This window comes from Halococcus sp. IIIV-5B (assembly GCF_003602035.1).
GTDB classification, from domain to species: domain Archaea; phylum Halobacteriota; class Halobacteria; order Halobacteriales; family Halococcaceae; genus Halococcus; species Halococcus salsus.
The window spans coordinates 32,104-54,482 of sequence record NZ_QZWE01000025.1; the positions used below are offsets into that span (position 1 = coordinate 32,104).

Genomic DNA, 22,379 nt, shown 5'->3' on the forward strand with positions numbered 1-22,379 from the left:
GTTCGACCCTCAGTCGTCGGTCGTCGAACTCGTGGTGCGTTGGTGGGGGGCCTGGTCGTCGGCGGCGAGGTTGCGGTCGCGCCACGTCCCGCGGCGGAACCAGAGGTACGACGCGAGCGCGCCGAGGACGTTCGAGACCGGGAAGGAGAGCCAGAGCCCGCTCACGCCGAGGAGGCCCGCGCCGAACCAGGCGACCGGGAGCCGGATCAACCCGAGGGTACCGACCGCGATGACCGCGGCGACCATCGTCAGCCCCGCACCGCGGAAGCCGCCGGTGTAGACCCGCATGATCCCGATGAAGCCGAACGTCGGCGCGGCGTAGCGGATGAACGTCGCGCTGGTCGCCACGACGGCGGGATCGGTCGTGAACACCGCGGCGATCGGCCGGGCGAAGAGCCACGCGACGACGCCCACGGCCGAGAGGACCACGAACAGCACCGCCGCGGCGACGTGGTTCGTTCGGTCCGCGCGGTCGGCCTTCCCGGCCCCGATGTTCTGGCCGGTCATGGTCTCGACGCCCTGTGAGAGCGCGATCGCCGGGAGGAACACGACCGAGAAGATGCGGGTGCCGATCCCGTAGGAGGCGACCACCGTGGTCGAGAAGGAGGCCACGACCACCAGCAGGAGGTTGATCGAGACCGCCCGAACGGTCCCCTCGATCGAGGCCGGCACGCCGAGCGCGAGCATCTTCCGGGCGTAGTCGAGGTCCGGCACCATCTGCGAGAGCCGGATCCGCACGCCCTGGTCGCCCCGGAACATGATCCAGAGCCCGATCACGAACGCGATGGCGCGCGAACCGATCGTGGCGACCGCCGCACCCTGGATACCGCTCCCCGCGTAGCCGGTCGCGGCGTAGAGGCTGGCTTCGAGCCCGCCGAGCCCGAAGAAGCCGAACAGCGGGTTCGACTCGAAGCCGAAGATCAGGAACGGGTCAAGCACGATGTTGATCACGACCGAGACGAACATCACGACCATCGGCGTCACCGTGTCGCCGTAGCCACGCATCAGCGAGATGAACATCGCGAAGCCGAAGACGAAGACGAGGCCAACCATGAACACCCGCATGTAGCCCGCCGCGAGCGGGGCGATCGCGTCGTTCGCGCCCAGGAGGTCGACGAGCACGTCAACGGAGAAGTAGCCGATCACACCGAGGACCAACGAGACGAGTATCGAGAAGGCGATCGTCTGCGAGGCGGCGTACTCGGCACGGCGCTCCTTGCCCGCGCCGACGTACTGCGCCACGAGCACGCTGCCCGCGACCGAGAGCCCGATCGCGAGCGAGATCACGAGGAAGACCATCGGGAACGCGAAGCTGATCGCCGCGAGCGCGTTCGTGTTGTACTGGCCGAGCCAGAAGGTGTCCGCGAGGTTGTAGGCGGTCTGGAAGAGGTTGGTGATGACGATCGGCAGCGCGAGATAGAACAGCGGTCGGCCGATGCCACCGGACGTCAGGTCGAACTCGTCGCGGGTCTTGAACAGTCCCCGCAGGCTGCCCCTGCGGCTCACTCCGCGAAGCCTCCCGGACGGGACCGTAACCGGACCTCATCGTCCGACGGGCGGTCGTGGTTCGTGGTCGATTCGGTCCGCCGCCCGCCGTTCCTCGTCGGAACCGATGCGAGCGATGTCTGGGTGCAGGTGAGTTCGTGATTCATCGTGTTCGTTCGATACTGACTGTACAGTCAGTGGTTGGCGTGAGTAGCCGTCCAGTGGCTTAAACGCTTTCGGCATCACGGTTCGGACCGAGCGACGGCGGGAGTCCGTCGGCGGTCGGGCCGCCGTCCGGAAGCTTAAATCCGATCCCGTCGTACCCGACGACGAATGGCTGGTCCGGTCCCCGAACTCACGACGCGTGCGACGGCGTGCGCGGAGGCGCTCCGCACGGCGGAGTCGGTCCTCCTCGCCTCCCACATCGACGCCGACGGTCTCACGAGCGCCGCGGTGGCGACGACGGCGCTCTCGCGCGCCGGGATCGACCACGAGGTGGTGTTCGAGAAACAGCTCGACGCCGACGCGATAGCGGGGATGGCGGCACGGGAGTTCGAGACGGTCCTGTTCACCGACTTCGGGAGCGGCCAGCTCGACGTCATCACGGACCACGAGGCGGCCGGCGAGTTCACCCCCGTGGTCGCCGACCATCACCAGCCCGCCGACGCGGAGACCGAATTCCATCTGAATCCCCTCCTGTTCGACCTCGATGGCTCCACCGAGCTCTCGGGAGCCGGCACGACCTACGTTCTCGCGCGGGCGCTCGGCGAAACACAGGGTGACGAGATGGGAGCGGACAACCGCGACCTCGCGGCCCTCGCCGTGGTCGGCGCGGTCGGCGACATGCAGAATTCAACTGGGGAGCTCGTCGGCGCGAACCGCGGCATCGTCGCGGAGGGCGTCGCGGCGGGCGTGCTCGAAGAGACCACCGACCTCGCGCTCTACGGCAAGCAGACCCGCCCGCTCCCGAAACTCCTCGAATACGCGAACGACGTGCGGATCCCGGGGATCTCCGGGAGCCAGCGCGGCGCGACCGCGTTCCTCTCGGAGCTCGAGATCGATCTCGAAGGGGAGAACGGCTGGCGGCGGTGGGTCGACCTCAGTCGTGAGGAACGCCAGCGAGTGGCGAGCGGGCTGCTCCAGCGTGCGGTCGCCCGCGGGGTGCCCGCCGACCGGATCGACGACCTCGTCGGGACGACCTACCTCCTCACGGACGAACCCGCGGGCAGCCAACTCCGGGACGCGAGCGAGTTCTCGACCCTCCTCAACGCCACCGCGCGCTACGAGCGCGCCGACGTCGGGCTCGCGGTCTGCTGTGGCGACCGCGACGAGGCGCTGGCGGAGGCCGAAACGCTGCTCTCGAACCACCGCCGGAATCTCGCGACCGGCATCGACTGGGTGAAGCGCGAGGGCGTGACCCAGGCCGACCACCTCCAGTGGTTCGACGCGGGCGACACCATTCGAGATACCATCGTCGGCATCGTCGCGGGAATGGCGATGGGCACCGACGGGGTTCGTGGCGATCGACCCGTGATCGCGTTCGCGACGAAGAACGAGACCGAAACGAAGGTCTCGGCGCGCGGTACCCACAGATTGGTCCGGTCCGGACTCGACCTCTCGGCGGTGGTGGGCGAGGCCGCCCGCGCGCTCGACGGCGACGGCGGTGGCCACGACGTCGCTGCGGGGGCCACGATCCCTACCGACTCGAAGGCGGCGTTCGTCGAGCGCGCCGACGAACTCGTCGCCGAGCAGTTGGCGTGAGGCGGAGGTACTATCGGGAGATTTCTTCGTATGCAGGCGCGTCGAGGTCGAGCAGCGTCCAGAGGGTGATCTTCGCCTCCACGAGGTCGCGGGTCTCGATGAGGTCGTCCTCGTCGAACGCCTCGACGACCCATCGGCTCTCGGCGATCATCTCAGCGTCCGCCTCGGTGTGGTCGGGTTCGTCACGAACGTCGTTCAACAGCGCCTCGAAGTCCTCGCGGATGTCGAAGGAGGCGTAGGCGACGTTACACCGCGAGAGCGGGTTCTGGTCGAGGTCCACGACGAGGTCCCGCACGAGCGCCCAGTCGTTCTCGCAGAAGTGGATCGAGACCTCGCCCACGATGTCGCGCCACGCGATCGACCCGGCGTGCTTCATCTCCCGCACCGCTCGCGGCGGGAGGTCGAGCCGGGACGTAGTCTCGGGGTTCGCACAGAGACAGCACGGCTGTTCGGTCTTGCCGGTGTACACGCCACGACTACGGGCTACGACCGCATGGAGCTGTTCGTTGCGGCAGCCGTCGTGATCCGAAGGGAATCGCTTAACAGCGCGCACGGGACAGGAGGGGTATGAACGACGCCGAGCGCGCGGACCTCGTACGGCGCAACACCGCCGAGGTCGTCACCGACGACGAACTCGACGAGCTTCTCGGGGACGACCCCACGGTCTACATCGGCTACGCGCCCACCGGCGAGATGCACATCGGCCACTTCACCACGATCCGAAAGCTCGCCGACTTCCTGCGGGCAGGGTTGGAGGTCAAGGTCCTGATCGCGGACCTCCACGCCCACCTCGACGACGAGAAGAGCCCGTTCGACCTGCTCGACGCGCGCGCGGCCTACTACCGCGAGGCGATCGAGGCGATGGTCGAGGCGGCGGGGGCCGACCCCGAAAAGATCGAGTTCTCGCAGGGCCGCGACTTCGAACTCGACCCCGACTACTCGCTCGACCTGCTCAGAACCGCCGCCGACACCACTATCTCCCGGGTGCAGCGCGCCGGGAGCGAGGTCGTCCGTCAGTCGGACAACCCCAAACTCGGTGGCTTGATCTACCCGCTGATGCAGACCCTCGACATCGAGGCGCTCGACGCCGATATCGCGTACGGGGGGATCGACCAGCGCGGGATCTACATGCTGAGCCGCGAGCTGTTCGCCGACCGCGGCGAGACTCCTCCTGTGTGCGTGTTCGCGCCGCTGCTCTCGGGACTCGCGGGCGGGAAGATGAGTGCCTCCGACGCGAGTTCGAAGGTGAACCTCACCGACGATTCCAGCACTGTGGCCGAGAAACTTCAGGGAGCCTACTGCCCACAGGGCGAGGTTACGGGCAACGGCGTACTCGAATACCTCGAGTACCTCGTCTTCCCGGTGCTCGACGAGCGCGGCGAGCCGTTCGTCGTCGAACGACCCGAGGAGTACGGCGGCGACCTGACCTACGAGACGTACGCCGACCTCGAAGCCGACTTCGTGAGCGAGGAACTCCACCCACAGGACCTCAAGAACGCCGCCGCGGAGGCCATCTCGTCGGTGATCGCGCCGGTACGTGAGCGATTCGAGGCGGAGCCGGAGCTGCTCGCGGATGCGTACCCGGACGAACACGGCAACTGAAGACCGTCGAAGGTGAAGCGAATCCGGACGGCGGTCGGACGCGGTTCGCTGCGCTCGGGTGGACAGCGGGCGTGACGGGATTCGAACCCGCGGTCTAGAGGTTAGGAACCTCTCGCCCTCTCCGCTAGGCCACACGCCCCCGACGGAAACTGTGGGCGCGAGGTGAAAAACCGTACCGTTCCGTTACTGGTTGCTCTCGACTTCGGTGTTGCGCTCGTTGACCTCGGGTGGGTCGTAGTCGACGTCGTTGTCCTGCGAGGCGGCGTCGGTCGAGTCGCCGGCCGCGCCCGAGTCGGCGTCGACGGTGCTCGTCTGCATCTCCTCGAGTTCGTCCTCGACTTCGTTTCGGCCCTTGTCGAACTCGCCACGGGCCTGACCGAGCGCGCCGGCGAGTTCTGGGATCTTGTTCGCACCGAACAGGAGAACGATGATCACGAGAACGATCAACACCTCCGGTCCACCCGGGATACCGGGGATCTGGAGCAGCGATAGTCCAACCATTGTGTCTCCAGCTTACGATGTGTGAGTTATAGGCTTTTTGCTCAGCGAGCAGAAGCGTCTTCATCACGGCGAACGACCCGCAGACGATGCTTTCCGAGAACGATGCGGCCCCCGAGTTCACCGCCCCGCTCGCGAACGGCGACGTCGGCGAGCGGTTTGCGCTCACCGACCGCCTCGACGAGGCCCCGCTGGTGCTCGCGTTCATCCCCGGCGCGTTCTCGTCGGTCTGTACCGGCGAGATGAACACCTTCCAGGAACGACGCGGCAGCTTCGAGGACGCGGGCGCGACGATCTACGGTGTGAGCGTCGACTCACCGTTCGCGCTCAACGCCTTCCGCGAGGCGGAAGGGCTCGACTTCGACTTCATCAGCGACCCGAACCACGAGGTCGTCGAGGCCTACGACGCCACGATGGGCTTCGAGGACCTCGGGATCGAGGAGGTAGCCCAGCGCGCGGTGTTCGTCGTCGACGGCGAGCGGACGGTGGCCTACGCGTGGACGAGCGAGAACCCGGGCGTCGAGCCGGACTACGACGCGATCGAGGACGCCGTGCGCGACGCGTAGGAACCAGAATCGGTTTTCCCACGCGGACCCAACCCCATCCCATGAGTGACGACGCGGATCCCGGCGCGAACGGCCGGGTCTACGACCCCGAGGCCGACCACGCCTTCCCCGACGAACGCCTGAATCGGGTGCTCGACGTCATCGAAGCCGACGAGGAGATCCAGGCCTACCTCGACGCCCAGAACGTCAACCCGGTGGCGAGAAAGCGCTACAACGACCACGGTTCCCAGCACATCTCGATCGTCAGGAACCGCGCGCTCTGTCTCTACGACCTCCTCAAGGCCGGCAACGTGGCCTTCAACGGCGCGGCCGACCAGGGACTCGACGAGGCCGATGAGTCCGTCATCATCGCGCTCGCCGCCACGCTCCACGACATCGGCCACGTCGTCCACCGGACCGACCACCCCTACTACTCGATCCCGCTCGCCGCCGACCTCCTCGACCGCTTGCTCCCCGAGTTCGAGTGGTACGACATCGGCGAGTGCGTCCGGATGAAGGGCGAGGTGCTCCACGCCATCGTCGCCCACGACACCGACGAGACGCCGCTGACGCTCGAAGCCGGGATCGTGCGGGTCTCGGACGCCCTCGACATGGAACACGGCCGGTCGCGACGCCCCTACGAGGAGGGTGGCCGCGGCATCAACACCGTTTCCAGCCAGGCCATCCGGAAGGTCTCGCTCCAGAAAGGCGACGGTGTTCCCGTTCTGGTCGAGATCGAGATGACCGACGCCGCCGGCGTCTATCAGGTCGACACCCTCCTGAAGTCCAAACTCGACGCGTCGGGGCTCGAGGACGACGTCCGTATCGTCGCGGTCACCACCCGCGACCCGGAGGAACGCCTCGTCGAGCGCGTCGAGCTCTAGGAACCCCCACTTTTTTCCACGGGGTCCTCGGCTCGTTCCACTCGCCTCAAACCCCGCGCAAAAACCTGGGCTAAAAAGGCTGCTCGCTCCCGTTGGTCGCTCGCAGTACAATCACTATCGGCTACCGCAAACCGCACGGCACCGCTTCCGCGACCACACCGCCGAAGCCCTCACCGCGCGCTCACTTCGTTTCCGTGAGCGAAGCGAACGGGAGCACGGAGCGCGCGAAGCGTGCTCCGGAGTTCGCTACTCACTCGCCTTCGGCTCGTTCGCGCGGTTCGCCCTTCATCCGCCAGGCCCGAACCGCACCCGCGCCACGACCGCCGGACGGCGACCGCACCCGCGGCGGCATCCGCACCGCCGCCGCAAGCGGCGGCTCACCGCTCGCGAACCACCACGAACTCCGCGAGGTCCCGGAGGTACTCGGCGGCCCGCTCGTCGGCCACGTCGACCGATTCCAGCGCCGAGAGCGCTCCGTCCGCCGTCTCGCGTGCCAACGCGTTGGCCTCCTCGGGCGTGAGGTCGGTGACTTCGACCAACGAGGGGCGGTCCATCGCGCTGTCCTGGCCCGTGGGTTTCCCGAGGTCGTCGGCGTCGGCGGTGGCGTCAAGCACGTCGTCACGGATCTGGAAGGCCACTCCGACGCCCTCGGCGTACTCGCCGAAGGCCTCGACGGTGCGGGCGTCGGCGTCGGCGGCGATCGCCCCGAGCTCGGCGGCGGCCCGGAACAGCGCCCCCGTCTTCCGGCGGGCGAGCGCGAGGTACTCCTCCTCGTTCGTGGGCCGGGCGACGAGCTCGGTGGCTTCGCCCTCGCCGAGCTCGACCATCGCCTCGCTCACGACCTCCGTCGCGCGCTCGTCGTCGAGAAACAGCGCGAACGCCTCGCCGAGCAGCCCGTCGGAGGTGATCAGCGCCGGGCCGTAGCCGAAGGCAGCCCACGCGCTGTCGGTCCCGCGCCGGGTATCGGAGTCGTCAATGATGTCGTCGACCACCAGCGAGGCGTTGTGGACGAGTTCGATCCCCACGGCGAAGTCCACCGCGTCGGCCGCCTCGCCGCCGGCCGTCTCACAGGAGAGCACGGTGACGGTCGGCCGAACCCGTTTGCCGTCAGAGAGCGCGACGTGAGCGATCCGCTCGCTCAGCTCGTCCGGGTCGACCACCTCGCACACCGCTTCGAGGCGCTCCTCGACCATGCCTCGGCGGTGTTCGAGGTACTCCATCGCCATACCTTCCTTTCGAACGGCGCGTGAAAGTAGGTGACGGTCCCGGATTCGACGACCGAGCTCGATGGACCCGTTCCGCCGAAGGCTTAAATCCGAAGCGGAGGGTAGAGCTACCGAGATGTCCCAGCGAACCGCCCGCATCGTCCGCGACGACGACGTGATGGGTGGTGAACCCCGGATCGAGGGTCGCCGCATCGGCGTCCGTCAGGTCGCCGACTGGGTCGAGGAGGGTGACCTGTCGGCCAAGACCGTCGCCGACCGCTACGACCTCGACATCGCGGACGTCTACCGTGCGCTGACGTATTACCACGAACACCCCGGTGAGATGGCCGCAGTGCGGCGTCGTCGTCGAGAACGAATCAGTGCCGCACGAGAGAGGGGCATGAAAACGCTGAGTGAGCTCCGCGAGGAGCACGCTGGAGCAACCGACGAATGAATCCACGGGCCAGCGCAGGCACACGTTCGGGCCACGCAAAACATCCCATCGGGAGACGGTCGAACAATGGCCTATCGAATACTCTGTGACGAGAACGTCGACCCGCATACCGTTCAGTATCTCGAACGCGAGGGCCACGAAGCCATCCACGTTGGACAGGCGCTTGCACTGGGTGTCGACGATCACGAAGTCGCGGCCTACGCTCACGAGAATGAAATGGTGATCCTCACCAACGACACCGACTTCCTCGATCCGTCATTGCATCCCGATCGGACGGTACTCTTCTATACGAACAACCGGATCCCGGCCTACGAACTCGCGGCACTGGTTGCAGAACTCACAGAATACTATCCGTCACAGAACGACCTTCCGGACGAACTGTACCTTGCAGAGAAGAACGGTTGAGATGTAGAGAACGACTGTCTTTTGAGTTATATCTCGGGCGGCTCGCCGCCGAACGCCTCGATCAGTGCGGGGACGACGTCGAAGAGGTCGTCGACGATCCCGTAGTCCGCGAGGTCGTAGATCGGCGCGCTCGGGTCGTCGTTGATCGCGACGATGGTCTCGGCTCCTTTCATCCCGGCGACGTGTTGGACCGCCCCCGAGATACCGATCGCGATGTAGACGTCCGGCGTGACGACCTTCCCGGACTGGCCGACCTGCCGGTTCTTCGGGAGCCAGCCGTTGTCGACGATCGGGCGGGAGGACGAAAGCGTCGCGCCGAGCGTGTCGGCGAGCGCCTCGACCAGCGCGAGGTTCTCCTCCTCCTCGATACCCCGACCCACCGAGACGAGCACGTCGGCGTCGGCGATGTCGACGTCGCCGCCGCCGACCTCCTCGAAGCCCGTCACCGTCGAACGAACCTGCGACTCGTCGATATCGACCTCGAACGCGGAGACGTCGGCATCGCCGGTACCCTCGACGGGTGGCCACTCGCCCGGCCGGACGGTGAGCGCGACCCGGTCGGCGTCGACGTCGACGACCGTCTCGACCTTCGAGCCGTACATCTCGCGGGTGACCGCGAGGCCGTCGTCCCGCTCGACGCCGATCGCGTCGGTCACGAGCGGGAGCGAGAGCCGACTCGCGACCGCCGGCGCGTAGTCCAGCCCGTTCACCGAGTGGGGCATCAGGAGCATCTCAGGACTGAGGTCGTCGTGGAGCGCCTCGACCGCCTGGACGTAGACGTCGTGGTTGAACTCCTCACCCTCGTCGATCGTGTGAATCACGTCGACGCCCTCGCGGTCGAGGTCGTCGGCGAAGGCCTCGACCTCGCCGCCGATGACGGCCAAGTGGAGTTCGCTGTCCGTGGCGTCGGCGAGTTCGCGCCCGACCGAGGCGAGCTCGAAGCTCACGTCGCGGAGGTCACCCCGGCGGTGTTCGGCGATACCGAGCACCGTCATCCCTCGACCACCCCCTTGTCGCGGAGGAGGTCGGCGAGCTGCCCGGCGGTCTCCTCGGCGCTGCCCTCGTACACAGTCGCATCGCTCACGGTCTCCGGTTCGTAGAGCTCGGCCAGCGAGACCGCGCCCTCGGTCACGCTGGCATCGAGCCCGAGGTCGGCGAGCGCCTTCGGCGCGATCTCCTTCGATTGGGCCTGGCGGATACCTCGCAGGCTCGCGTAGCGCGGGTCGTTGATCCCGGTCTGGATCGTGAGCACCGCAGGGGTCTCGACGTCGGTGAGCTCCTCGACGCCGCCTTCGAGCTCGCGGCGGACCGACGCCTCGTCGTCGCCGGCGGCGTAGTCGAGGTCGTTGACGACCGCGGCCCACTCGAAGCCGATCCGCTCGGCGAGGCTCACACCCGTGGCCCCGAAGGCCGAATCGCCCGACTGGACACCCGTCAGCACGAGATCCGGGTCCTCCTCCTCGGCGACCGCGGCGAGGACTTCGGCTTTGGTCGCGCTGTCGAGGTACTCGGTCCCCGCGAGGTCGTCGTCCCAGACCCGGATCGCGCGGTCGACGCCCTTCGCGAGCGCCATCCGGATCGTCTCGTCGGCGCGCTCGGGGCCGACGGTCACCGAGACCACCTCGACGTCCTCGCCGGCTTCCTGGATCTGGACTGCGGCCTCGACGGCGTAGTCGTCCCACTCGTTCAGGTCGTAGGTCAAGTACCGGTCGTCGACAGCGAGGCCGTCGACCTCAAAGTCGTCCTCGACCTCCGCCACCTCCGCCACCGTCACGAGGATCTTCATGAAAAATCCAGTCGCCGCGCGGATGTTAACCGTTCCGAAAGCCTCACTCCTCGTCGGGGAGGCTGATGAGGTTCTCGCGCCCGATCCGGAGTTTGTTCACCCGACCGTCCTCGTCCATCGCCGACAGGAGCTGTGAGACCTTCGCGTTCGACCAGCCGGTGGCGTCGACGATCGAGGCCTGCTTCATCCGGCCGTCGTTCGCCGCGAGCAGCCGCTCGACGCGCTCCTCGTCCGAGAGGAGCTCCTCGTCCACGTCGGCCAGGACGGTCGTCTCGTCGGGTTCGTCCGGCGGGTCGGGTGGGTCGGCGGCCCCCGCCGGCGCTGCTTCCACCGTGCCGTCATCCGACCCAGTCGGCTCGTCATCGTCGCGTCGCGTCATGGCGTAGGCACCGACGACCACCGCACCGACCACGAGCAGGGCGCTCCCGACCGCGATCGGGGGGATCGAGCCGAAGAGACCGGGGTCGGAACCCGGTGTCGACGTCGCGGGCTGGCTCCCACGGCGCTCGAACCAGACGACCGGGGTCCCCTCGGAGAACGATGCTGGCCCCTCGAATCTCACGGTGCCGTTCGCGAACCCGGCCCCTGTCGGCGACCGGATGACGCCGTAGCCCGACGGCGATTTGACGAGTAGCGTCTGGCGCTCGGTCAGCCCCGGGAGCCACGTCCCCTGGGTCCCGTTGAACGCGTCGCCGACCATGATCCGGCCGTCGTCGGTCCGGGCGAACTCGGCCCAGGTGAACCCGAGCGTGAGGCGACCGACGTCGCTGCCCGACCCGTTCGCGGCGATCGTGGCGTTTCGGCTCACGTTGGTGACGTTCATCGACCGACCCGTGGCGACGCTGGAGGTGTTCGCGGCCCGCCGGAAGGTCGAGGCGGAGATGCCGGCGTCGCCGGCCTCGAACGCCTCGCCCAGCGTTCGAAACGCCGCGGTGTCGTTGGCGTCGTCGAGGACGAACCGGGTCTCGAAGCTGAACCGTGCGTCGCCGTTGGGCTGGGGCTGGATGACGATAGTGGTCGTCGACGTGGCGTTGGTCGCCGTCGGCTCGTCCGCGGAGGACTGCGCGGCGACGGATACAGGTGCAGCGAGCGCGACGACGGCAACGACGACGATCGCCAGCCCCAACACCGCCCGGGAGCGCATACCCCGTCTGTTCGGGCCGCGGCGAAAACGTTTTCCATCCTTGAGGTGTCCGCCGACCGCCGGCCCGATGGTTTTTGTGCGTTCGGCGCACCCGTCCCGATGGATGCGTCGCGCGCTCGCGCTGGTGCTGGTTTGCTGTCTGCTCTCCGGAACCGCGTTCGCGGTCGCCGACGGAGCCGTGTCACCGAGTGTGGCGGGAGTGACACCGTCGTCGAACACCACGGGGTCGCTCACCGTGAATCCCGACGCGCTCGAAACCGCGTCGTACCGACGGGCGACCCTCGACGTCTCGGCCACGCTCACCCTCGCCACACGCAACCTCGACGGCCGGTTCGAACAGCGCGTGCTCGACGAACGGGCCAACGAACTCGACGCCGCGAGCGCCCGCCGCACGCAGCTCGACCGCAGCGCCGCCCGGGTCGAGACCGGCATCGCCCGGCTCCGAGCCCGCCAGGCCGCCGCGGTTCGTGGCTACAACAACGGCACGCTCACCGACCGTGAGTTCGTCGTCGAGCTCGCGTACATCGACATCGCGGCGGGGCGGCTCGGAACCGCGGCGGACCGGGTGGCCGACCGGGCGGACTCGCTCGCCGGGGCCCAGATCGACGGCCAGCCCGTCGACAACTGGGCGCAGAACCGTCAGGTCCAGCTCGGCGCGCTCGAAGGGCCCGTCCGCGAGCGGATCGCGAGCGCGCTCCGCGGCGAGAACACGGTCCGCATCGAGAACGCGCCGGTGGGGATCGACGGCGTCAACGCGACCCGCGCCACGCGGCTCGAACCCCTCCAAGTCTACGTCGAGACCACCGACGTCGGGGTCGTGCTGGCGACGGTCGACGACGGCACCTACCTCCGGGAGGCCTCCCTCCCCGGCGAGCGGAACAACACCACGGCCGGCGAACTCACCGGGATCCAGGACGCGCTGGATCGGGTCCAGGCGAGCTATCCGTGGGCCTGGAACCACTCCTCCTCGACGACCTCCGCCGGGGACCGCCGTGCGGGGATCTACGCGTTCACGCTCTATCACGACCAGGGCGTGCTGACGACCTACCTCAACCGAACCTCCGGGCGGGTGTTCGCCGAGGACCAGCGGATCGACGTATCGAGCGTCCCGACCGCGAGTCCGGTGCGAAATCGAACCGACGACCTCCGGTTGCAGGTGAACCGGACCTACCCCACCGGCCCGCTCGAACTCTCGCTCTCGACCGCGGACGGCGAGCCGGCCGACGGCCGAATAGCGATCGACAACCAGTCGGTCGGTGCCACCGGCGACGACGGCCGGCTCTGGACGGTCGCGCCCCACGGGAACCTCTCGGTGACCGCGAGAACGGGCGAGGGAGCCGTCACGGTGACCACCAACGCGACCATCGGACGGGATATCGCCGTCGGGACCGACAGCACCATCGGGACCGACGCAACCGCCGGATCCGACACCAGCGCCGAGACGAACGCGACCGGTGGGAACGACACGACCGAGCGAACGGCCACGGCCGCGGTCGCCAGCACCGCCGTCCGCCCCGCCGAAGGTTGAAGTAGGGACACGAAGCCATGCCGTCGCGTGTCCCGGCGTGGCGTCGCTCCGGTCGTCGGTGTCGCGGTACTGGTGGTCGTCACCCTCGTGCTCGCGGCGGTCGTCGGAGCCTTCGTCATCGGTCTCGGGGGCGGGACGGACCACACGCCGACGGCCGCCATCACCGCCGACCGAAACGGCAACGAGGTCGTCCTCACCCACGTGGGCGGCGACAGCCTCGACGTGAACGACCTCACTGTTCGACTCTTCGTCGACGGACGAGCGCTCGACCACCAGCCGCGGGTTCCGGCGGCGGGGATGGTGGGTTTCAGGGGCGCACCGAGCGGCCCGTTCAACAGCAGGAGCGACGACACCTGGAGCGCCGGCGAGGTCGCGTCGGTGACGATCGCGACGACCACGAACGCGCCACAGCCCACCGCCGGGTCGACGGTGACCGTCCGGATCTCCGTCGACGGCGAGGCGGTCGCGACGGCACGGACCTGACGAGCGCGCTCGACGACTCCGAACCGACCACCGTGGCGCGCGCTCGTCGTCGGTGACGAGTGAACGCGAGTCGCCGACGGCGGACACCGTGCGAGGGATGAGCACCGCAGGGAGTGAGCGAACGCGAACGACCGAGGAGCGCAGTCGGTTGGGGAGGTGTGTGGCGCGTTGCGGAAGCGGGGCGGTGGCGGTCGCGGTGCGGGGCGGTCTCTCGTTTGCGTCAGGCTACTGGCGGTCGAAGCGGTCTTCGAGCGGTTTCAGTGACCACCACGTCTTCTCAGCCGAATGTTCCCGGAAAGATGCATCTCCAAGACCACAGTCGTGTGGACGATGGAGGACCTCACGAACTCGAAATCGGGAACACTCGTCGCGATTCACTCCGGCGCGCGGGCGAGCGTCGTGATGGCGCGCGGGCTCCCCGGCTTGGCTTGCTGAATACGGTGTTCGAAGGTCTCGTAGCCCGCGGCGTCGAACATCCGGTCGGCCTCGTCCTCGTCGTAGAACAGCATGATCGAATCGGCCAGCGCGCCGAACACCGAGGTGTGGGGGGCGTCGGGACCCACGACGAGTACTGGGCCGCCGGGTTTCACCACGCGCCGGAACTCCCGGAGCGTCTCGACGGGGTCGGGCCAGTACTCGATCGACCCCGAGGACCAGACGGCATCGAAGGCGTCGTCGTCGAACGGGAGCCGCTCGGCGTCGCCGCGGTAGAATTTGACTCGGTCGTTCTTCCCGAACTTCGCGAAGGCGCGTTCGAGCTGGTGGGGGCTCTGGTCGAGGCCGTGGACGTCGTCGGTGTGTTCGAGGAGCCCCTCGGTGGCGAAGCCGGTGCCACAGCCCACGTCGAGCACGCGGTCGTCCTCGTGCACGTCGAACCAATCGAGGGCCTCGTCGCGCATCGCCTCGTTCCAGACGAACGGGTTGATCTCGTCGTAGACCCGCGAGAGGTACTTGTAGAACACCCGCGCCCGAGCCTTGTTTTCGAGGACGCCCATTGGTCGGTGGTGGCGGGGTACGACCATAACGCTGGGGATGTCGGTTCGTTGGGTAGTGAGTGGCCGACCGGTTCGCGTCCGAGTTCGACTTTCGTTTCGGATACGAGTGTTGGAGTGTGGGTACAACGGGTGGAATAGGGGTACTGTAGCGAGCGATGACCGCCAGTAGCCCGGTGCAAACGAGAGACCGCCACCGCACCGCCTCCGCAACGCGCCACACGCCTCCCGCACCCACTTTTTTCCTCGTCGGGTGCGCTCACTCGCTTCGCTCGTTCGCGGTGCAGCCACTACCTGTCCGCAACCGCCCCACGACGGCCACACGCCTCCCCAACCGATTCGCTTCGCTCCGGACCCCGTCCTCGCTCGCTCATCCCTCGCACAGTGTTCGCGGTCGGCGCTCACGTCCGTTCGCGCACGACCGCGAGCGCGCGCCAACCACTCCGACCGCAACCGCACCGCCCCGAAGACGCCATCGAACCGATCTCCCGGAAGGATCCCGGTGCGTGGCCGTGCGAAGCAGGTTTTTGTCGGGAGACCGGAGCGGGCGGTATGCCAGCCCGGCCACCACGTACGAGCACGTTCTCCATCGTCGCGCGCGACCCCGCGACCGACGCGGTGGGGATCGCCGTCCAGTCGAAGTTCGTCAGCGTCGGCTCGGTCGTCCCGTTCGCGAGCGCCGACGCGGGCGCGGTCGCCACCCAGAGCTTCGCGAACGTCGCCTACGGCCCCGACGGTCTCGACCTGCTCCGCGCGGGGCGCTCGTCCGACGAGGTCGTCGCCGAACTCACCGAATCCGACGACGAATCGGCCGAGCGCCAGGTCGGGGTCGTCGGTCAGGACGGCTCCGTCGCGGGCTTCACCGGCGCGGGCTGCTTCGAGTTCGCGGGCGACATCCAAGGCGAGAATTATACTGTGCAGGGCAACATCCTTGAGAACCGCGCGACCATCGAGGCGATGGCCGAGACCTACGAGTCGGCCGACGGCGGCCTCCCCGACCGTCTCCTCGCGGCGCTCCACGCCGGTAACGAGGCGGGTGGCGACGCGCGTGGCGAGCAGGCCGCGGCGCTCTACGTCGTCAAACCCGAGGGCGGCTACGACGGCGGCAACGACCGCTGGATCGACGTCCGCGTCGACGACCACGACCACCCGATCGACGAACTCGAACGCGTCTTCCGGCTCTACGACGTCACGCTGCTCGAACGCGAACCGCCCGACGAGTACCACGAACTCGACGGCGAGACCGCCGAAGCAGTCACCGCGGCGCTCGACGAGGCCGGTTTCTGCGAGGGTACGTCGACAGCGCTCGGCGAGGGCGACACGGCGCTCGCGGCCTTCAGCGGCGCGAACAACTTCGAGAACCACGAGATTCGGGCGCTGGAGGACGCGCTCGCGCGCGGCTGGGACGACGCCGACGGGAGCGGCGAGGAGCGCCTAGTGAACGCGGTCTGGCATGGACTATCGGGTCGCGAGCGCGCGTAGGGACCAGCCTCATTAGGCGCTCGCCCGACGGGTGAGGTATGCGCGACGAGTCCGAGATCCGCGAGCAGTACGAGTTCCTCGCCGAGGAGCTCGACGACGAAGCGATGAACCACGAGGGCGTCCGGCGGATGTTCACCTACTACCGCCGGGCGCTCGGCTGGGTGCTCGAAGAGGAACACATGTGACCCACAGTCGATAGGGTTAAGTGTGACTGTCCGTTGCATACGAGTGACGCTTCGCTTGGAGGGCCGAAGCGTCAGCGGGGACCAATTCAGGGCGGCAAACGCTCGCCGCGGGCTTTTCTCCCGCGCGGGCGTTTTCCATCCTTTCGAACACGACATCTCAACGAGACGTGAGTATCCCGACCCCCGATTTCGAGGGCGACGACACCGTGAGACGAACCGTCGCCGGGACGACGCCGAAACCAGTCGAGTATCCGACATCGACAGCTCCGTTATGTTTATGATATTCAAACACATACGTGGGGTGGACGACGATGTACGACCTCACGGGATTTCAGCGCGATTTGTTGTACGCGATAGCGGGTCAGGACGAACCACACGGGTTGGCGATCAAGGAGGAGCTCGAGGACTACTACGAGACCGAGATCCATCACGGTCGGCTGTATCCCAACCTCGACACGCTGGTCGAGAAGGGGCTGGTCGAGAAGGGGCAGATCGACCGACGGACCAACTACTACAACATCACGCGGCGGGGCCAGCGCGAGATCGAGGCGCGTCGCGAGTGGGAGACCCAGTACGTCGAGGTGTGAGCGACCGACCGAAAGCGGTTCTCTCGCCGATTCGAATAGGTTTTGAGGCCTCCGGTGACAGAAAGGGACGATGATTCCGACGGTGGCCGTCGCATACTACCCCGAGGGGGCGGGTCACGCGACCCGGATGCTGGCGGTCGCAGCGGCGCTCGAAGCCCGCGGCGCGCAGGTGACGCTCGCCGGCGGCGGGCCGGGCGCACGCTTCGTCGAGCACAACGACTACGACCAGTTCGAGCCGGCGGGCGTCGACTTCATCGGCGACTACCAGGGCGGGTCGTTGCTCGATGTCCTCGTTCACAGCCTCCCGAACAGCGCCCGCCGCGTCGCCGACTACGTCGGCTGGCTTCGGCGTGAGTCCCCCGACGCGCTGATCACCGACGACATGTTCGCCGCGATGGCCAGCGAGTTCGTCGACATCCCGCTCTACATCTGCTCGCACAACGCCTCGTCGTACTACGACGCGGTCATCGAACAGGGGTTCACCTGGCTGTTACACCGCCACCAGATCCACGCCGCCGAGGCGTTCCTCTATCCCGCGATCTGGCCGCCCGACCACGGCGACCCGCCCGGCATCACCCACGTCCCGCCCATCGCGCTCGACCTCTCGTCTGACGGCCGGGTGCGGTCGCCGACGGGGGAACCGACGCGCGTGCTCGCCGACGGGTCGGCCGCCGTACCGAACGACGCCGGCACGCCGGAGCCGTCCGAGGTGTTGGTGGTCCCGAGCGCCTACTCGACCGGATTCGGCGAGCTCGCCGAACGCCTTCGGGAGGCGGGACACGACGTCACCCTCGTCGGCGGCCCCGACTGGGAGTGCGTGCCGGCGCTCCTCCCCTACCTCCGGGCCGCCGACAAGGTGGTGTGTTCGGGCTACTCGACCGTGATGGAGGCCGCCGTCGCGGGCACGCCCTGTGTCGTCTACCCGTTCACGGACGAACAACACGGCGTCTCGCGCGTGATCGAGCGCACGGGGCTGGACGGCTTCCAGGTCGAACACTCGATCCGTCACGTGGTCCGCGCGGTCGGCCAGCCGCTCGACGCCCCCGAGTACGAGAACGGTGCAGCACGAACCGCGGCGGCGGTCCTCGACGGCATCGAGTAACGACGACCTTTCCCTCTTTCCCACGGAGTCCCCGACATGACGCGAGTCAGGGTCGCGGCCGGCGGGCGGGTTCACTTCGGGTTCCAGAACCTCTCGCTCGCTCGCGAGCGGCTCTACGGCGGGCTCGGGGTCGCGCTCGACGCGCCGCGCGTCGTGCTCGTGGCCGAACCCGCCGACACGGTCCGCTGTGACGACGCGCGAGCAGCGACGTATGCCGAGCGCGTCGTCGACCTCCTCGACGTTCCCGGGGTCGAACTCGTGGTCGAGGAACGCATTCCCCACCACGTCGGGCTCGGGAGCGGCACGCAGTTCGCGCTCGCCGTCCTGACGGCCGTCGCGCGCGCCCACGACCGCGAGCCACGGGTCAGGGAGCGTGCGCCGGCGCTCGGCCGTGGCGGCCGGAGCGGGGTCGGCTGTGCGACGTTTCGGGAAGGGGGATTCGTCGCCGACGCGGGCCACCACGCTGAGCGCTTCACCACGGAGCCACCGGCGGAGGGCGAGTGGGCGGTCCCCGTACCGGTCGCACGTCACGCGCTCCCCGGCTCGTGGCGGTTCGTGGTCGTCATCCCCGACATCGAGTCGGGCCGATGCGGGGACGAGGAGACCGAGAGCATCGGTCGGGTGGTCGAGCGCGCCGACCCCGCCATCGCCGACGAGGTGGCCCGACTCGTCGCCCAGCGGTTGCTTCCGGCCGCGGCCGAAGGTGACTGGGCGGGCTTCGGTGGGGCGGTCGCCGCGGTGAGCCGGCTTAACGGCACCTGGTACGCCGACGAACAGGGCGGGGTCTACCGGCCGCCGCTCGGCGACATCGTGGACTCGCTTTCGGCCTCGCCCGCGGTCGCGGGCGCGGGCCAGTCGTCCTGGGGCCCCGCGGTCTACGGCCTCACCGACGAGGCGCGTGCCGACGAAGCACGGACGGTCGCCCGCGAGGCGCTGTCGGCGGCGGGCGTCGACGGCGACGTGCTCGTGTGTGCGCCGCGCAACGAGGGCGCACACGTCGAGCGGGACCGACCGCCGAAACCCACTTGAGTCGTAGCTACCTCGTCCCGGTCGAGGAACTTTCGTGACGAATCTCGACGCCTTTTCGAGGGACGAATCGGACGAGAACTACGAGGAGCGGGCGCTGTTTCGGGCCATCGCCGACGAGATGGTGGCGTGGTACGACGGGGACTCCTCGGGCCACGACCTCGACCACGCGTGGCGGGTGTTTCGATTGGGGACCCGCCTCGCGGACGCGGAGGGGGCCGACGTCGAAGTGGTGGGCGCGGCCGCGCTGACCCACGACATCCACCGGACGGTAGGCACCGACGACGAGGACGTCCATCCCGAGGAGACCCTCCCGGACGTGCGGGAAGTGCTCGGCGCGACCGAGTTCCCGTCGAGCAAGGTCCCCGCGGTCTGTCACTGTGTCGCGGTCCACGACGAGTACGAATTTCGCGGGATCGAGCGACCCGCCGAGACGGTCGAGGCCGAGGTCCTTCGGGACGCCGACAACCTCGACGCCATCGGCGCGGTCGGGATCGCGCGGAACTTCGCCTACGGCGGGGTCCACGGCACGCCGCTCTGGGACCCCGACGGTGGCTATTCGGGGATCGAACACTACTACGACAAACTCCAGCACCTCCCGGACGAGATGAACACCGAGGCGGCGCGGGCGCTCGCCGAGGAACGCCACGCGTTCACCGAGCGCTTCGTCGAACGTTTCCAGGCGGAGTGGTACGGCGAGCGATAGCCGGAGGGGCCAAAGGCCCAAACGTTCATTCTCGCTGCGACCCAACCCCGCGACGAGCAGCCGTGTCCAACAGAAACGACGGGCCCCGAGTCGCGTTCGTCTGTGTCCAGAACCCGGGCGGTCCCAGATGGCGAGCGCGTTCGCCGAACGCGAGCGCGACCAGCGAGGGCTCGACGAGATAACTATCCTCACCGGCGGCACACACCCCGCCGACGGCGTCCACGACGAGGTCGTCGCGGTCATGCACGAGGCGGGGATCGACCTCTCGGGCCGCACCCCCCGCGAGATCACCGACGAGGAACTCGACTCGGCGGACTACGTGGCGACGATGGGCTGTTCGACGCTCGACCTCGACGAGGGGGTCGAGGTTCGCGACTGGGACCTGCCGGACCCGCACGGCGCGGACGTCGAGACCGTTCGCTCGATCCGCGAGGAGGTCCGCGAGCGCGTGGCGAGTCTGTTCGACGAGTTGGAGACCGAGTCGCGATAGCTCGACCGCCGACCGGGTGCTTTTGCCGCCGGAGGGGCGAGTTCCAGTATGCAATTCTGCGACGAGTGCGGGTCGATGATGCACGCCGACGGCGACGAGATGGTGTGTGCGGGCTGTGGCGCGCGAGTGGCCAAAGACGAAGAGCGCGCGGCGGCGTTCGTGAGCACCGAGGACCAGACCTTCGACGACGTGATCGAGACCACCGAGGACGCCGCCGACGAGGGGAAACCCACCGTCGAAATCGAATGCGAGGAGTGCGGCAACGACACGGCGTGGTACACCATCAAGCAAACCGGATCGGCCGACGAGCCACCCACGAGGTTCTTCAAGTGTACCGAGTGCGGCCACCGATGGCGGGGTTACAGCTAATCATCGAACCACCGCCGACCGGAAGGTTTTGGCGGACGCGTCGCGGAGAGCCCTCGTGACCGACGGACAGCGGATCGAGGTTCATCCCGGCTGTGAGGCGGTCGTGGAGTTCGACCCCGACCTCACCTTCAAGTGCGTCGATTCGTGTACCTGGTGCTGTCAACATGGAGTACTCCTCTCGGATCCCGACCTCGTGGGGCTCGCGAAACGCGCGAACGTCAACGAGGCCACCGTGGACTTTCGGGGCCAGCAGGCCGTCAAACGCGAACCGAAGGACCGGGAGAACGACGTAGCCCCCGACGGCGCGGCCTGCTTCTTCCTCCGCGACGACGGCCTCTGTGCGCTCCACGCCGAACACGACTGGAAGCCAGTCCGCTGTTCGGTGTTTCCCCTCTCCGTCGAACTCGAAGACGACGACCTCCACATCTCGATCCGCGAGGAAGCCCACGACCACTGCGAGGGCCTCGACGTCAGCGAGCGGCGGGTGATCGACCACCTCGACGACTTCCTGCCCGAGCGGCTCTGGTCGATCGCGAACCCCGAGACCGCGATCGAGCCGTAGCCAGGGCTGGTCGGTGTGTCGCGCGCGAAGAATTTTGCGTGAGTTGTCGTCCGTGCTTCAGGCCGCCGCCTCGACCGCCTCTTGAACCTCGTCGTAGTCGGGTTCGTTGGTCGGGTCGTCGGCGACCCACGCGTAGGTGACCTCGCCATCCGAATCGACCACGAACACCGCGCGCTGGGAGACACCGTAGAGGCCGAGGTCGCCGATGTCTATCTCGAGGTCGTAGGCACCGATCGCCTCGCGGTCCATGTCGCTGAGGAGCGAGAACTCGAAGCCGTACTCGTCGGCGAAGGAGGCCTGACTGAACGCCGAGTCGGCGCTCACGCCGTAGAGGGTGCCGCCGACTCCGTCGAAGCCGTCGTACTCCTCTTGGAAGGCGACCATCTCGTTGGTGCACGGCGGCGTGTACGCCCCGGGGAAGAACGCGAGCACGATCGGAGCCTCGTCGAAGTGCTCCGAGAGCGTGAACGCCTCGGGGTCGTCGCCGGCGAGCGTGACGGTGAAGTCGGGCGCGGAATCGCCTTCGGATACCATACGCGCGTTTGGGGGTCGGCCCACAAGAACCCACGGCTCCTCACAGAGGCGTGCTCACAACCCACATCCGTTCAGCCGACGACGAGCCACGCGAGGAAGACCGCGCCCGCCCCGACCGCGGTGCTCGCGACACCGTGGATCCGGAGGCGGTCGAGCAGCGCGTGGTCGTCCTCACCCTTGCCGACGAGGGACGCGACTTCGCTGCCGACCTCGCACTCGGGCAGGAAGTCCATCGCGATGTGGAGGAAGATGCCGGCGGCGAACCCGAACACCGCGGCGTTCGCCACCATCGAGGTGGACGGGTCGAGGAGGCCGACGGCGGTGGCCGTGATCCCGACCCCCGCCGCCGGGAGCAACAGCGAACCGACCGAGCGGCCCTTCGTCCGAAGCCGGCGTGCGGCGGCGTAGCCCGCGGGCCCCTTGTGCGAGACGATCCCCAGTCCCAGGAGCAAGCCGAGGTCGGGGAGCAGGGAGTAGATCGCGCCGATGACGAGCCCCGCCGTGAGCGCGTGTGCGGTGAGCTGAGCGGTCGTGGTCTCGATCGGGAGGTCGCGGTGGCTGAAC

General features: G+C 68.1%; 25 protein-coding genes, 1 tRNA gene and 2 pseudogenes. 17 read left to right on the forward strand and 11 right to left on the reverse strand.

Annotation, left to right across the window (positions count from 1 at the left end; translation table 11 throughout):
- Nucleotides 1–9 precede the first annotated feature (9 nt).
- Complete coding sequence (locus D3261_RS14990) at nucleotides 10–1,506, reverse strand: MATE family efflux transporter (RefSeq protein ID WP_120073724.1); 1,497 nt, start codon at nucleotides 1,504–1,506, stop codon at nucleotides 10–12.
- A 312-nt stretch (nucleotides 1,507–1,818) separates the two neighbouring features.
- Here D3261_RS14990 and D3261_RS14995 point away from each other — a divergent pair, with 312 nt between their 5' ends.
- On the forward strand, nucleotides 1,819–3,246 hold the full coding sequence (locus tag D3261_RS14995) for a DHHA1 domain-containing protein (RefSeq protein WP_120073725.1): 1,428 nt from the start codon (nucleotides 1,819–1,821) through the stop codon (nucleotides 3,244–3,246).
- 10 nt (nucleotides 3,247–3,256) lie between these two features.
- Here the strand turns inward: D3261_RS14995 and D3261_RS15000 are convergent, their stop codons facing one another.
- Nucleotides 3,257–3,715 carry a hypothetical protein gene (locus D3261_RS15000; RefSeq protein ID WP_120073727.1) on the reverse strand — a complete coding sequence of 153 codons (459 nt, stop codon included), beginning with the start codon at nucleotides 3,713–3,715 and terminating at the stop codon, nucleotides 3,257–3,259.
- Between the two features lie 98 nt (nucleotides 3,716–3,813).
- On the opposite strand from D3261_RS15000, the gene D3261_RS15005 reads away from it, so the two are divergent.
- On the forward strand, nucleotides 3,814–4,848 hold the full coding sequence (locus D3261_RS15005) for a tyrosine--tRNA ligase (RefSeq protein ID WP_120073729.1): 1,035 nt from the start codon (nucleotides 3,814–3,816) through the stop codon (nucleotides 4,846–4,848).
- A 66-nt stretch (nucleotides 4,849–4,914) separates the two neighbouring features.
- Here D3261_RS15005 and D3261_RS15010 read toward each other — a convergent pair.
- Together D3261_RS15010 and tatA are read right to left on the reverse strand one after the other, a co-directional pair.
- Nucleotides 4,915–4,987: transfer RNA gene (locus tag D3261_RS15010), tRNA-Arg, on the reverse strand.
- A 44-nt stretch (nucleotides 4,988–5,031) separates the two neighbouring features.
- Complete coding sequence (gene tatA / locus D3261_RS15015; RefSeq protein WP_120073731.1) at nucleotides 5,032–5,349, reverse strand: twin-arginine translocase TatA/TatE family subunit; 318 nt, start codon at nucleotides 5,347–5,349, stop codon at nucleotides 5,032–5,034.
- Nucleotides 5,350–5,435: 86 nt separating this feature from the next.
- Between tatA and D3261_RS15020 the strand changes: the two genes are divergently transcribed.
- Together D3261_RS15020 and D3261_RS15025 are read left to right on the forward strand one after the other, a co-directional pair.
- Nucleotides 5,436–5,912, forward strand: a complete 477-nt coding sequence (locus D3261_RS15020) for a redoxin domain-containing protein (RefSeq protein ID WP_120073733.1) — start codon at nucleotides 5,436–5,438, stop codon at nucleotides 5,910–5,912.
- A gap of 41 nt (nucleotides 5,913–5,953) precedes the next feature.
- Entirely contained in the window at nucleotides 5,954–6,775 is an 822-nt protein-coding gene (locus D3261_RS15025) for an HD domain-containing protein (protein ID WP_120073735.1), read from the forward strand.
- A gap of 377 nt (nucleotides 6,776–7,152) precedes the next feature.
- On the opposite strand, the gene D3261_RS15030 is transcribed toward D3261_RS15025, so the two are convergent.
- Nucleotides 7,153–7,995 carry a polyprenyl synthetase family protein gene (locus tag D3261_RS15030; protein ID WP_120073775.1) on the reverse strand — a complete coding sequence of 281 codons (843 nt, stop codon included), beginning with the start codon at nucleotides 7,993–7,995 and terminating at the stop codon, nucleotides 7,153–7,155.
- 67 nt (nucleotides 7,996–8,062) lie between these two features.
- Between D3261_RS15030 and D3261_RS15035 the strand changes: the two genes are divergently transcribed.
- Nucleotides 8,063–8,434 (forward strand): DUF433 domain-containing protein, encoded by a 372-nt coding sequence (locus D3261_RS15035; RefSeq protein WP_233554011.1) that lies wholly within the window; start codon nucleotides 8,063–8,065, stop codon nucleotides 8,432–8,434.
- Between the two features lie 66 nt (nucleotides 8,435–8,500).
- Nucleotides 8,501–8,839: a DUF5615 family PIN-like protein gene (locus tag D3261_RS15040; protein WP_120073739.1), complete on the forward strand. Its 339-nt coding sequence runs from the start codon at nucleotides 8,501–8,503 to the stop codon at nucleotides 8,837–8,839.
- Nucleotides 8,840–8,865: 26 nt separating this feature from the next.
- Here D3261_RS15040 and D3261_RS15045 read toward each other — a convergent pair whose 3' ends face one another.
- The 3 genes from D3261_RS15045 to D3261_RS15055 are packed head-to-tail and all read right to left on the reverse strand — an operon-like array spanning nucleotide 8,866 to nucleotide 11,769.
- Complete coding sequence (locus D3261_RS15045) at nucleotides 8,866–9,834, reverse strand: electron transfer flavoprotein subunit alpha/FixB family protein (RefSeq protein WP_120073740.1); 969 nt, start codon at nucleotides 9,832–9,834, stop codon at nucleotides 8,866–8,868.
- Nucleotides 9,831–10,625, reverse strand: a complete 795-nt coding sequence (locus D3261_RS15050) for an electron transfer flavoprotein subunit beta/FixA family protein (RefSeq protein WP_120073742.1) — start codon at nucleotides 10,623–10,625, stop codon at nucleotides 9,831–9,833. The genes D3261_RS15045 and D3261_RS15050 overlap by 4 nt, the downstream gene beginning before the upstream one ends.
- Nucleotides 10,626–10,668: 43 nt before the next feature.
- Nucleotides 10,669–11,769, reverse strand: coding sequence for a hypothetical protein (locus D3261_RS15055; RefSeq protein WP_120073744.1), 1,101 nt, complete (start codon nucleotides 11,767–11,769; stop codon nucleotides 10,669–10,671).
- Nucleotides 11,770–11,872: 103 nt separating this feature from the next.
- Between D3261_RS15055 and D3261_RS15060 the strand changes: the two genes are divergently transcribed.
- Both D3261_RS15060 and D3261_RS15065 read left to right on the forward strand, forming a co-directional pair.
- Nucleotides 11,873–13,297, forward strand: coding sequence for a hypothetical protein (locus tag D3261_RS15060; RefSeq protein ID WP_120073746.1), 1,425 nt, complete (start codon nucleotides 11,873–11,875; stop codon nucleotides 13,295–13,297).
- A 27-nt stretch (nucleotides 13,298–13,324) separates the two neighbouring features.
- Entirely contained in the window at nucleotides 13,325–13,780 is a 456-nt protein-coding gene (locus tag D3261_RS15065) for a type IV pilin N-terminal domain-containing protein (protein WP_120073748.1), read from the forward strand.
- A 374-nt stretch (nucleotides 13,781–14,154) separates the two neighbouring features.
- Here D3261_RS15065 and D3261_RS15070 read toward each other — a convergent pair whose 3' ends face one another.
- Nucleotides 14,155–14,775, reverse strand: a complete 621-nt coding sequence (locus D3261_RS15070; protein ID WP_120073750.1) for a methyltransferase domain-containing protein — start codon at nucleotides 14,773–14,775, stop codon at nucleotides 14,155–14,157.
- Nucleotides 14,776–15,324: 549 nt separating this feature from the next.
- Between D3261_RS15070 and D3261_RS15075 the strand changes: the two genes are divergently transcribed.
- The 9 genes and pseudogenes from D3261_RS15075 (at nucleotide 15,325) to D3261_RS15110 (ending at nucleotide 21,281) form a co-directional block, all read left to right on the forward strand.
- Nucleotides 15,325–16,254 (forward strand): DUF1028 domain-containing protein, encoded by a 930-nt coding sequence (locus tag D3261_RS15075; protein WP_120073752.1) that lies wholly within the window; start codon nucleotides 15,325–15,327, stop codon nucleotides 16,252–16,254.
- Between the two features lie 38 nt (nucleotides 16,255–16,292).
- Nucleotides 16,293–16,439, forward strand: coding sequence for a hypothetical protein (locus D3261_RS20415; RefSeq protein WP_192927943.1), 147 nt, complete (start codon nucleotides 16,293–16,295; stop codon nucleotides 16,437–16,439).
- A gap of 311 nt (nucleotides 16,440–16,750) precedes the next feature.
- Nucleotides 16,751–17,026, forward strand: coding sequence for a PadR family transcriptional regulator (locus D3261_RS15080; RefSeq protein ID WP_007691952.1), 276 nt, complete (start codon nucleotides 16,751–16,753; stop codon nucleotides 17,024–17,026).
- Between the two features lie 70 nt (nucleotides 17,027–17,096).
- Complete coding sequence (locus D3261_RS15085) at nucleotides 17,097–18,128, forward strand: glycosyltransferase (RefSeq protein WP_120073754.1); 1,032 nt, start codon at nucleotides 17,097–17,099, stop codon at nucleotides 18,126–18,128.
- Between the two features lie 36 nt (nucleotides 18,129–18,164).
- Nucleotides 18,165–19,157 (forward strand): beta-ribofuranosylaminobenzene 5'-phosphate synthase family protein, encoded by a 993-nt coding sequence (locus tag D3261_RS15090; protein WP_120073756.1) that lies wholly within the window; start codon nucleotides 18,165–18,167, stop codon nucleotides 19,155–19,157.
- Nucleotides 19,158–19,191: 34 nt separating this feature from the next.
- Nucleotides 19,192–19,860 (forward strand): HD domain-containing protein, encoded by a 669-nt coding sequence (locus D3261_RS15095; RefSeq protein ID WP_120073757.1) that lies wholly within the window; start codon nucleotides 19,192–19,194, stop codon nucleotides 19,858–19,860.
- Nucleotides 19,861–19,922: 62 nt separating this feature from the next.
- Nucleotides 19,923–20,350, forward strand: a pseudogene (locus D3261_RS15100) (low molecular weight phosphatase family protein).
- A 48-nt stretch (nucleotides 20,351–20,398) separates the two neighbouring features.
- Nucleotides 20,399–20,719, forward strand: coding sequence for a transcription factor S (locus tag D3261_RS15105; RefSeq protein WP_120073759.1), 321 nt, complete (start codon nucleotides 20,399–20,401; stop codon nucleotides 20,717–20,719).
- 55 nt (nucleotides 20,720–20,774) lie between these two features.
- Nucleotides 20,775–21,281 (forward strand): YkgJ family cysteine cluster protein, encoded by a 507-nt coding sequence (locus tag D3261_RS15110; protein ID WP_233554012.1) that lies wholly within the window; start codon nucleotides 20,775–20,777, stop codon nucleotides 21,279–21,281.
- A gap of 57 nt (nucleotides 21,282–21,338) precedes the next feature.
- On the opposite strand, the gene D3261_RS15115 is transcribed toward D3261_RS15110, so the two are convergent.
- Together D3261_RS15115 and D3261_RS15120 are read right to left on the reverse strand one after the other, a co-directional pair.
- The gene (locus D3261_RS15115; RefSeq protein ID WP_120073763.1) at nucleotides 21,339–21,815 is read right to left on the reverse strand and encodes a redoxin domain-containing protein; all 477 of its coding nucleotides are present in this window, start codon (nucleotides 21,813–21,815) and stop codon (nucleotides 21,339–21,341) included.
- Nucleotides 21,816–21,886: 71 nt separating this feature from the next.
- Nucleotides 21,887–22,379: pseudogene (locus tag D3261_RS15120) on the reverse strand (ZIP family metal transporter); the annotation flags it as partial.

Excerpts from the sequence above, each read along its gene's own strand:
- tatA (WP_120073731.1), bottom strand. The coding sequence starts at position 5,349 with ATGGTTGGACTATCGCTGCTCCAGATCCCCGGTATCCCGGGTGGACCG.
- D3261_RS15005 (WP_120073729.1), top strand. The coding sequence starts at position 3,814 with ATGAACGACGCCGAGCGCGCGGACCTCGTACGGCGCAACACCGCCGAG.
- D3261_RS15085 (WP_120073754.1), top strand. The coding sequence starts at position 17,097 with ATGATTCCGACGGTGGCCGTCGCATACTACCCCGAGGGGGCGGGTCAC.
- D3261_RS15105 (WP_120073759.1), top strand. The coding sequence starts at position 20,399 with ATGCAATTCTGCGACGAGTGCGGGTCGATGATGCACGCCGACGGCGAC.
- D3261_RS15020 (WP_120073733.1), top strand. The coding sequence starts at position 5,436 with ATGCTTTCCGAGAACGATGCGGCCCCCGAGTTCACCGCCCCGCTCGCG.
- D3261_RS15075 (WP_120073752.1), top strand. The coding sequence starts at position 15,325 with ATGCCAGCCCGGCCACCACGTACGAGCACGTTCTCCATCGTCGCGCGC.
- D3261_RS15050 (WP_120073742.1), bottom strand. The coding sequence starts at position 10,625 with ATGAAGATCCTCGTGACGGTGGCGGAGGTGGCGGAGGTCGAGGACGAC.
- D3261_RS15035 (WP_233554011.1), top strand. The coding sequence starts at position 8,063 with ATGGACCCGTTCCGCCGAAGGCTTAAATCCGAAGCGGAGGGTAGAGCT.
- D3261_RS14995 (WP_120073725.1), top strand. The coding sequence starts at position 1,819 with ATGGCTGGTCCGGTCCCCGAACTCACGACGCGTGCGACGGCGTGCGCG.
- D3261_RS15060 (WP_120073746.1), top strand. The coding sequence starts at position 11,873 with ATGCGTCGCGCGCTCGCGCTGGTGCTGGTTTGCTGTCTGCTCTCCGGA.
- D3261_RS15025 (WP_120073735.1), top strand. The coding sequence starts at position 5,954 with ATGAGTGACGACGCGGATCCCGGCGCGAACGGCCGGGTCTACGACCCC.
- D3261_RS20415 (WP_192927943.1), top strand. The coding sequence starts at position 16,293 with ATGCGCGACGAGTCCGAGATCCGCGAGCAGTACGAGTTCCTCGCCGAG.
- D3261_RS15055 (WP_120073744.1), bottom strand. The coding sequence starts at position 11,769 with ATGCGCTCCCGGGCGGTGTTGGGGCTGGCGATCGTCGTCGTTGCCGTC.
- D3261_RS15090 (WP_120073756.1), top strand. The coding sequence starts at position 18,165 with ATGACGCGAGTCAGGGTCGCGGCCGGCGGGCGGGTTCACTTCGGGTTC.
- D3261_RS15030 (WP_120073775.1), bottom strand. The coding sequence starts at position 7,995 with ATGGAGTACCTCGAACACCGCCGAGGCATGGTCGAGGAGCGCCTCGAA.
- D3261_RS15080 (WP_007691952.1), top strand. The coding sequence starts at position 16,751 with ATGTACGACCTCACGGGATTTCAGCGCGATTTGTTGTACGCGATAGCG.
- D3261_RS15045 (WP_120073740.1), bottom strand. The coding sequence starts at position 9,834 with ATGACGGTGCTCGGTATCGCCGAACACCGCCGGGGTGACCTCCGCGAC.
- D3261_RS15070 (WP_120073750.1), bottom strand. The coding sequence starts at position 14,775 with ATGGGCGTCCTCGAAAACAAGGCTCGGGCGCGGGTGTTCTACAAGTAC.
- D3261_RS15115 (WP_120073763.1), bottom strand. The coding sequence starts at position 21,815 with ATGGTATCCGAAGGCGATTCCGCGCCCGACTTCACCGTCACGCTCGCC.
- D3261_RS15040 (WP_120073739.1), top strand. The coding sequence starts at position 8,501 with ATGGCCTATCGAATACTCTGTGACGAGAACGTCGACCCGCATACCGTT.